Origin of the sequence: Saccharopolyspora elongata (assembly GCF_004348985.1) — a bacterium.
Lineage (GTDB): Bacteria > Actinomycetota > Actinomycetes > Mycobacteriales > Pseudonocardiaceae > Saccharopolyspora > Saccharopolyspora elongata.
The window spans coordinates 126,274-134,243 of the sequence record NZ_SMKW01000017.1; the positions used below are offsets into that span (position 1 = coordinate 126,274).

Consider the following 7,970-nt stretch of genomic DNA (forward strand, 5'->3'; position numbering starts at 1 on the left):
CCCCTGCGCTGATCGCTTCAGCGCAGGGGTTCTTGCTGTGCGGTCAGCCGAGGCGTCGGCCGTCCTTGATGCTGTCCGTGAACGCTTGGAACTGCCCAGGGGCGAGCACCAGTGCGGGACCGTTGGGGTGTCTCACCTTTTCGCGCGGCGGCGGCGGTTCAGCGGGGAGACCGCGCGGATCCGGTCCAGGCGGAACTGGCGGTCGTCTTCGCGCAGGTGGCAGTAGGCGTCCAGGTGGTTCCCGGCGACGAAGTACGGCGTGATGACGCGGGTCGTGGAACTGTCGTTCTGGTCCCGATACTCGATTTCCACGTCGGTGCCGCCTTCCACTGCCTCCGTGAGGAGCTCGACCTCGAGATCCGACAGCCCGGCGGTCCGTTCGGCGAGGACACGGCCCAGGTCGCCGAACATGACCGCCATGTCGTCGAGCGAATTCGGCGTGGGTGGCTGGACGAGCGGTGCAGCTCGACGGGATGAGACCTCGTCCGGCTGCGACAGCAGCCGTTCGGCGAGTTCGTCGACTTCGGCATCCATCAGTGGTTCTGGAGCGAAATCCAGGTAGTAGGGCTGCGCCACAACCACCGGTGGACGGTCGTCGGCGGCCGCGCGCTCGACCACCACCGTGCCGTCGCCCGCCTGCGGGACCGGGGCGTATCCAGCCTTCCGCAGTGCGGCCAGCGTTTCCTGCGCCGGCTTGCTCGACGCGAGCACGGTCGGTGCCAGGACCTGCAGCGACAGCTCGCGCAGCGCACGGTTCCGGCTGACCTCCCGCAGCAGGGCTTCCTCGCCGAGCACGCAGCACTGCACGGTTCGCACCTGCAGTTGACCGAACCGTCGTTCGACGTCCTTGATCAGGTACTCCAGCGGCTGCGGCAGATCGGCACGGGCGATCTCGGCGAGCTTGCCCAGCAAGTCCTCGGCAGAGTGCCCGCGATCCATCGCGCGCCGCACCGATTCGGGGCTGAACCGCCAAGTCGATGCGGTGTCCCGGCCCTCCTGGTCGGCCATCAGGTTCAGCGTCGCGGCGAGTCGCCCACTTGGCGTACCGGCCACCACCGCGCTCAGATCTGCCTGCAGCAGCGCGGTTTCCTGTGCCTCGGGCAGTAGCCGAACGGCGGCCGCCAGCAACGCCTCGGCGTCGGATCCGCAACGGCCCAATGTGGACAGTGCGCCGCGGGCGATTGCGCCGACTGCCTCGGCCTCGTCCCAGTTGACCTGGATGGGTTCGACCAGGTCGGCCGCGCAGCAGTAGAGCATCGGCCGCTTCCAAGCGAGCCTCTCGCCGATCAGGTTCGGTTCGTCCAACGCCGCTCCGGGTTCCCAGCCGGACAGCTCGGCCACCAGATCCGCGCGGAGCCGGCGGTCGAACGCGCTGGTCCGCGGCAGCATCGCCGGACCGGGTTTGTCCACGACCTTGCTGAACATGGCCGCGGCGGGCTGTTCCCACCATGCGCGCACCAGCCAGGCGTAGCGTTGCGCGGGTGTCGACCGCTGCCAGTCATCGGCGAGGTTCGAGGGGACGAGGCAGCCTGCTCCGTCGAGGCTGAGCAGCTCGGCTGCGGCGGCGGTCTCCAGCCAGAGCCGAATCTCGTGTTGGTCGGTCCCCAGCGCCTTGGCCAGCTGCTTGAGCACTCGGACGCCCACCCCGCCGTTCTGCAGCATCGCCAACGGGTTGACGGCGCAGTGTTCGAGCAGCCGAGCCACCCCGTCGGCGAATCCGGTCGCGGCCAGCGCCGCCGCCTTGTCGACCTCGATCGGGTCGATCGTGGTGGTGGGCGGCATCGGCGGTTCCGGCCGCAGCACCGGTTGGTTGCCGTGCTCGCGCAGCGCCAGCCCGATCTCGCGGGGCATCTCGAACGGGCCGCTGTAGCTGGTGTACTGGTTCGGGCTGATGAGGAATCCCCGGTTGAGCAGCCAGCGCACCCCCGGGCTCTGCGGCGACGGGGAGCCGAAGGAGGAACGGAACACCGAGTCGTCGCGGGCCAGTTCCACGGCGAGCTCCACGGCCGAACTGGGTGCCTTGGCGAACTCGGCGGACACCTTCGCCGGGTCCTGCATGAACTCCTCGATCCGACGTATCGTGTCGGCCTTCCGCCTGGCGGGCTCCAGTCCGAGGGTTTCGGCGATTCCGCGGACGGTGTTGCTCACATGCGGGTGGAGGAGTTTCGCGACCGGGCGGCCCAGACCTGCGGTGTGGGCGTGGCGCAGCGGTGCGGCAAGCCGGATCGCGCCCTGCGGATCCGGCCGGATCAGGACGTGTTCCTGCAGCACCCGCAGCGCGCGATCGAGTTCGGGGCCGGCGCCTAGCACCTCCTCGACCATCTCGCGGGTGCAGCCATCGCCGAGGCCGCACAGAGCTCGGAGCACTTCATGACATCCGGCGTCGAGCCGTTGCAGCGCGGACTCCACGGCACCGGGGGAGTCGAGCACCGCCGCCAGCCGGGACAGCGAGTGGGCTCCCGCTACCACGGACTCGGGGCGGTTCTTCAACAGCGCGGCCAGGTCGTCACGCCCCAGGTCGCGGAGCCACTGAACGAAATCGGAATCCACCCGGCCGAGTGTTCCATCCGTCCTCGGTCACATGCCGCGCAGGACCGCCGGGAGCCCGTCCGGGTGGACCACGCCGAGGCGTTGCGTCGCCCGGGTGAGCGCCACGTAGAGGTCGTTCAGGCCGCGTTCGGAGTCCGCCACGATCGCCGCCGGGTCGACCACCAGGACCGAGTCGAACTCCAGGCCCTTGGCCTGGTCGACCGTCAGCAGGACGGCCGGTGCTTCCAGGTCGTCGGGCCGGGTGCCGATCACCGCCTCCGGCAGGGATTCCGCCAGCTGCGGACCGATCCCGGCCAGCAGCTCCGGCGGCAGCAGCACCGCGAGCCTCCCTTCGCCGATCTCGCGCAGCTCGTCGGTGATCACCGCCGGGAGCTCGGCACCGAGGTCGGCGGCCGGGATCCGGCGGGTCCACGGCCGGTGCCCGCTGGTGCGCACCGAGCGCGGCGCCACCAGATCGGTGTCCATTTCGGACAGCACGTCGGCGGCGATGGCCATGATCTCGGCCGGGGTGCGGTAGTTGACGGTCAGCTCGACCAGCTTCCATCGGTCCTGGACGTACGGGTGCAGCACCTCGTGCCAGGAGTCGGCCCCGGCCAGGGCGCCGGTCTGGGCGACGTCGCCGACCAGCGTCATCGACCGGCTCGGGCAGCGCCGCATCAGCACCCGCCACGCCATCGACGACAGCTCCTGCGCTTCGTCGACGATGACGTGGCCGAAGGTCCAGGTGCGGTCGTCGGCCGCGCGTTCGGCGGCGGTCAGGTCGCTGCTGCTGCGGAACCGCTCGGCCAGCAGCTCGGCGTCGAGCACGTCGGAGACGCGCAGCCGCTCTTCGTCGGCCAGCTCCTCGTCCTGCTCCATGATGTGCAGAACGCCTTGCGCGTAGGCGAGTTCCTCGCGTTCCTGGCGTTCGCGCTCGGCCCGGGCCTGGGCGTCGTCCTCGCCGAGCAGCTCCGCGAGTTCGTCCAGCAGCGGCACGTCGCCGGGCGTCCACGGCGTGCCCGGCAGGCGCAGCAGCTCGTCGCGGTCGGCGTCGTCTAGGTGCTTGTGGGTGGCGGAGGCCAGCAGTTCCGGCGAGCACAGCAGGTCGTCCAGGAGTTCCTGCGGGGTGATCTCCGGCCACAGCTCATCCAGCGCCTTGCCCACCACCGCGTCGGCGCGCAGCTCGCGGTTGATGTCGTCGAGGTCGCGGCGGTCCAGCAGGTCGCGACCGAGCCGGTCGGCGACCTGCAGGGTCAGCGCGGAGAACATCTCGTTGCGGAAGATCCGCCGGGCCAGGTTGTGCGGCTTGCGGGAGCGGCGGGCGCGGGTGCGCGCCTGCGTCGCGGTGCGCCGGTCGATGCGCAGCGCCTCCCGGTCGAAGGTGAGCTCGGTGTAGTCGGCGGGCACCTGCTGCCGGTCGCGGACCGCGGTGGCGAGCACCTCGACCATGCTCGCGCGGCCCTTGATCTCCGCCGCCCGCGCGGATTCCACGCCGGTGGCGGTGATCCCCGGGTAGAGACCGCCCACAGTGGACAGCAGTACGCCGGTTTCGCCCAGCGACGGCAGGACCTGCCCGATGTAGCGGAGGAACGTCTGGTTCGGGCCGACCACCAGCACGCCGCGCTTGGACAGCTGCTCGCGGAAGGTGTACAGCAGGAAGGCGGCGCGGTGCAGCGCGACGGCGGTCTTGCCGGTGCCGGGGCCGCCCTGCACCACCAGCACGCCGTTCATCCCGGCCCGGATGATCCGGTCCTGCTCGCCCTGGATGGTGGCGACGATGTCCTGCATCTGCCCGGTGCGGCGGGCGTCGAGCCGGGCCAGCAGCGTGGCTTCGCCTGCCAGGCCCAGGTCGCTGCCCTGCTCGGCGGTGTCGAGGTCGAGCACCTCGTCCTCGTAGTCGAGCACCTTCCGCCAGCTGGTCCGCAGGTGCCGCCGCCGGCGCACGCCGTCCCGCGCGGCGGCGGTGGCCAGGTAGAACGGCCGGGCCGCCGGGGCCCGCCAGTCCAGTAGCAGCGGCTCGTACTCGTTGTCCTCGTCGAACAGCCCGAGCCGGCCGACGTGGAACGTCTCGCCGCCGTCGAGGTCCAGCCGCCCGAAGCACATCCCGTGCTCCACCGCGCTCAGCTGGGTGAGCTTGTCGGTGTACATCCTGGTGGAGATGTCGCGCTCGGTGCGCGCCTGCGGCGGTCCGCCGCTGTCCCGCAGCGTGTCCTTCAGGCGCTGCGTGGTTTCCTGCCGCAGCGCGTCGAGCTTCGCGTACAGCATCGAGAGGTACTGCTGCTCGGCTGCGATCTCCTGCGTGCGGACGGCATCCCGATCGGCTCGGGCGTTGGACAATTCGCCACCTCGTGCTGGGAGGGTCGGGGGGAGAAGCCCGCGTGCGACGCGCAGGCCCGACCCGCCAATATACCTCGCCCGGCGTGCGCGGTCGTGAGCGCGAGAGCGGGGCCCGCGCGCTCACGACCGCGGGGTCACAGCACCGCGGACAGGCCGAGGATCACGGCGAAGGACGTCACCGACAGCAGCGTCTCCATCGCCGACCAGGTCTTCAGGGTCTGCCCGACGGTCATCCCGAAGTACTCCTTGACCAGCCAGAACCCGGCGTCGTTGACGTGCGACAGGAACAGCGACCCGGAGCCGATGGCCAGCGCGACCAGCGCGCCCTGCGCGGGCGGGAGCCCCATCACCAGCGGCGCGACCATGCCCGCCGCCGAGATGGTGGCCACCGTCGCCGAGCCGGTCGCCACCCGGATGCCGACGGCGATCAGCCAGCCCAGCACCAGCGGCGAGAGGTGCGCCCCGCTGGCGAAGTCGGTGATCATGTTGTTCACGCCGGAGTCGACCAGGGTCTGCTTGAAGCCGCCGCCGGCGCCGACGATCAGGATGATCCCGGCGATCGCAGGCAGCGAGCTGCCGATCACGTCGGACAGCCGGTTGCGGTTGAACCGGGCGCCGGTGCCGAGCACCACGATCGCGATCAGCACGGTCAGCATCATCGCCACGATCGGCGTGCCGATGGTGTCCAGCACCTGGTAGGCGACGGTGTCCTCGGGCAGCAGCAGGTCGGCGACGGACTTGCCGAGCATCAGCACGACGGGCAGCAGCAGCATCGACACCGACGCGAAGAACCCGGGCCGCTTCTCGGGCGAGGCGTCGAGCTGGGACTTGCCCAGCAGGTGCGTCGCCGGGGGCAGCTCGACGCGCTTCGAGATGTAGGAGCCGAACAGCGGACCGGCGACGATGGCGGTCGGGATCGCGACGACGACGCCCAGCGCGAGCGTCAGCCCCATGTCCACGTGCAGCGCGTCGACGGCGGCCAGCGGGCCGGGGTGCGGCGGCACCAGGCCGTGCAGGATCGACAGCCCGGCCAGCGCGGGGATGCCGATGCGCAGCATCGGCTGGTTCGACCGGCTGGCGACCATGACCACGACCGGGACCAGCAGCACGACGCCGACCTCGAAGAACATCGGCAGGCCCAGCAGCGCGGCGATGAACACCATCGCCCACGGCAGCGTCCGCCGGGTGGTGCGGCGCAACACCGTCTCGACGACCTGCTCGGCGCCGCCGGTGTCGGTGAGCAGCTTGCCCAGCATCGCGCCGAGCGCGACGAGCAGGCCGACGTCGCCGACGGTCTTGCCGAGTCCCTTGGTGAAGGTCTCCACCAGGTCGTCGAAGGGCATCCCGGCGACGACGCCGAGGGTGGCGGCGCCCAGGGCCAGCGACAGGAACGGATGCAGCTTGGCCCAGCTGATCAGCACGACGATCACCGCGATGCCCGCGATGGCGGCGGCCAGCAGTCGGGTGTCTTGGGCGGTCCACGCGCCGGAGGCCTGGGCTAGGACTGTGAGGGCGCCGGAGAGGCTTGGCATAGAGGGGCTCCTCGTTGAGCAGCTGGTGCGCGGCACAGCCTAAGCAATAAGTATGACTTTATTGCCATGTGGACCGATTAAGTATGTCTGTTAGGCGGGTCACCCGGCCCGGAACGCCTATGTTTGATGGCGATTTCAAGGGCGAAAGGGGCGTGCCGGATGGCCGGAGGGCTGCACGACAAGGTGCTGGACGAGCTCGGTCACGAGATCGCCGCGGGCGTCCACCGGCCGGGCGGCGTGCTGCGCATCGACGAGATGGAGCAGCGCTTCGGCATCTCACGCAGCGTTGCCCGCGAGGTGGTCCGCAGCCTCGCGTCGATCCGGTTGGTCATCGGCCGCAAGCGGGTCGGCATCGTGGTCCGGCCGCGCGCGGACTGGAACGCCTTCGACCCGCTGCTCATCCGGTGGCTGCTGGCCGCCGACCGCACGGCGCAGCTGAAGACGCTGGCGGAACTGCGCACCGCGGTGGAGCCGATGGCCGCGGCGGCCGCCGCGCAGCGCTGCGACGACGAGGACGCCGCGCGCCTGGTCGGCCTCGCCGAGCGGATGGTCGCCACGGCGCGCGCCGGCGACCTGGAGACGTTCATGGACGCCGACGTCGCGTTCCACCGGCTGGTGCTGACGGCGTCGGGCAACGAGATGTTCGCCCAGCTGCACGAGGTCGTCGAGGAACTGCTGCGGTGGCGCGCAGGTCACGGGCTGATGCCCGAACACCCGCGCCCGGTCGCCGTGCGGCTGCACTGCGAAATCGCAGAGTGCATCCGCAGCGGTGACCGGGCGCGGGCCGAGTGGGCCATGCGCGAACTGGTCGCCGAAGCCCTGGAAGGAACCCTGTTGGGGCTGACCGACGCCTAGTAGCGACGGCACTGCCGAGTCATTCTTGTTCAACCGGCTGCCGCGACACCTAAGAGCCGTGCGTCCGTAAGCATCCGCATGCGGCGTAGCCGCATAGCCCACCCTCGCAACTTGCACCGCCGCGGGTTCTCAGACGTCGTCTGGCGAGGACAGCCCCGGCGCCGCGTATTGGTCATACACAAGTCGGGGATCCCGGAGTTCAGACGGCGTCTGAGGTTCCGCTACCTGCACCGCTACGGAAGACGAGCCGTGCACTCCGTTTTAGTAGCCGGAGTAGTTGCCGCCGGAGCGGAGGCCTGCGACGCCGGGGACGTCGGCCACCGAGCCGTAGGTCGTCATCGCGTAGCGGGTGGCCGCGATGATGTTGTCGACCGGGTTGTAGATGTCGCCGTGGCCGGGCAGCGCGTAGGACTCGAAGGTCGGCTCGATGGTCTGCATCAGACCGATCGACGGGGTGCCGGCCGCCGCGTTGGAGTCCCAGTTGTTGGTGGCACTCGGGTTGCCGTTGGACTCGTGCATGATGATCGTGCGGATCGCGTCCGCGTCGATCTGGTCGCGCGGGATGCCGTTCTGGTCCAGCACACCGATCGCCTCGTCGATCCAGGCGCCGATCTGGTCCTTGGGCTTCTCCGCAACCTGCTCGGCGGGCTGTTCCAGCTTGGCGGGCTCGGGCGCGGCCTCGGGGGCGGGCTGCGCCCGAGCCCGCCAAGCTGGAAC

General features: G+C 70.4%; 5 protein-coding genes. 1 reads left to right on the plus strand and 4 read right to left on the minus strand.

The annotated features are described in order from the left end of the window. Positions 1–132: 132 nt before the first annotated feature. The 3 genes from E1288_RS15600 to E1288_RS15610 all read right to left on the minus strand — a co-directional run bounded on the left by E1288_RS15600 (position 133) and on the right by E1288_RS15610 (position 6,398). On the minus strand, positions 133–2,550 hold the full coding sequence (locus E1288_RS15600) for a helicase-associated domain-containing protein (RefSeq protein WP_132485626.1): 2,418 nt from the start codon (positions 2,548–2,550) through the stop codon (positions 133–135). 27 nt (positions 2,551–2,577) lie between these two features. After that, entirely contained in the window at positions 2,578–4,866 is a 2,289-nt protein-coding gene (locus tag E1288_RS15605) for a HelD family protein (protein WP_132485628.1), read from the minus strand. A 134-nt stretch (positions 4,867–5,000) separates the two neighbouring features. After that, the gene (locus E1288_RS15610; RefSeq protein WP_132485630.1) at positions 5,001–6,398 is read right to left on the minus strand and encodes a GntT/GntP/DsdX family permease; all 1,398 of its coding nucleotides are present in this window, start codon (positions 6,396–6,398) and stop codon (positions 5,001–5,003) included. A 159-nt stretch (positions 6,399–6,557) separates the two neighbouring features. On the opposite strand from E1288_RS15610, the gene E1288_RS15615 reads away from it, so the two are divergent. Then, positions 6,558–7,253, plus strand: a complete 696-nt coding sequence (locus E1288_RS15615) for a FadR/GntR family transcriptional regulator (protein WP_207954366.1) — start codon at positions 6,558–6,560, stop codon at positions 7,251–7,253. A gap of 261 nt (positions 7,254–7,514) precedes the next feature. Here the strand turns inward: E1288_RS15615 and E1288_RS15620 are convergent. Further along, a partial coding sequence (locus E1288_RS15620) for a transglycosylase SLT domain-containing protein (RefSeq protein ID WP_165968131.1) occupies positions 7,515–7,970 on the minus strand: 456 nt, incomplete at its 5' end.

Bases quoted from the DNA above. Each gene is read 5' to 3' on its own strand.
- E1288_RS15615 (WP_207954366.1), top strand. From the start codon at position 6,558: ATGGCCGGAGGGCTGCACGACAAGGTGCTGGACGAGCTCGGTCACGAG.
- E1288_RS15610 (WP_132485630.1), bottom strand. From the start codon at position 6,398: ATGCCAAGCCTCTCCGGCGCCCTCACAGTCCTAGCCCAGGCCTCCGGC.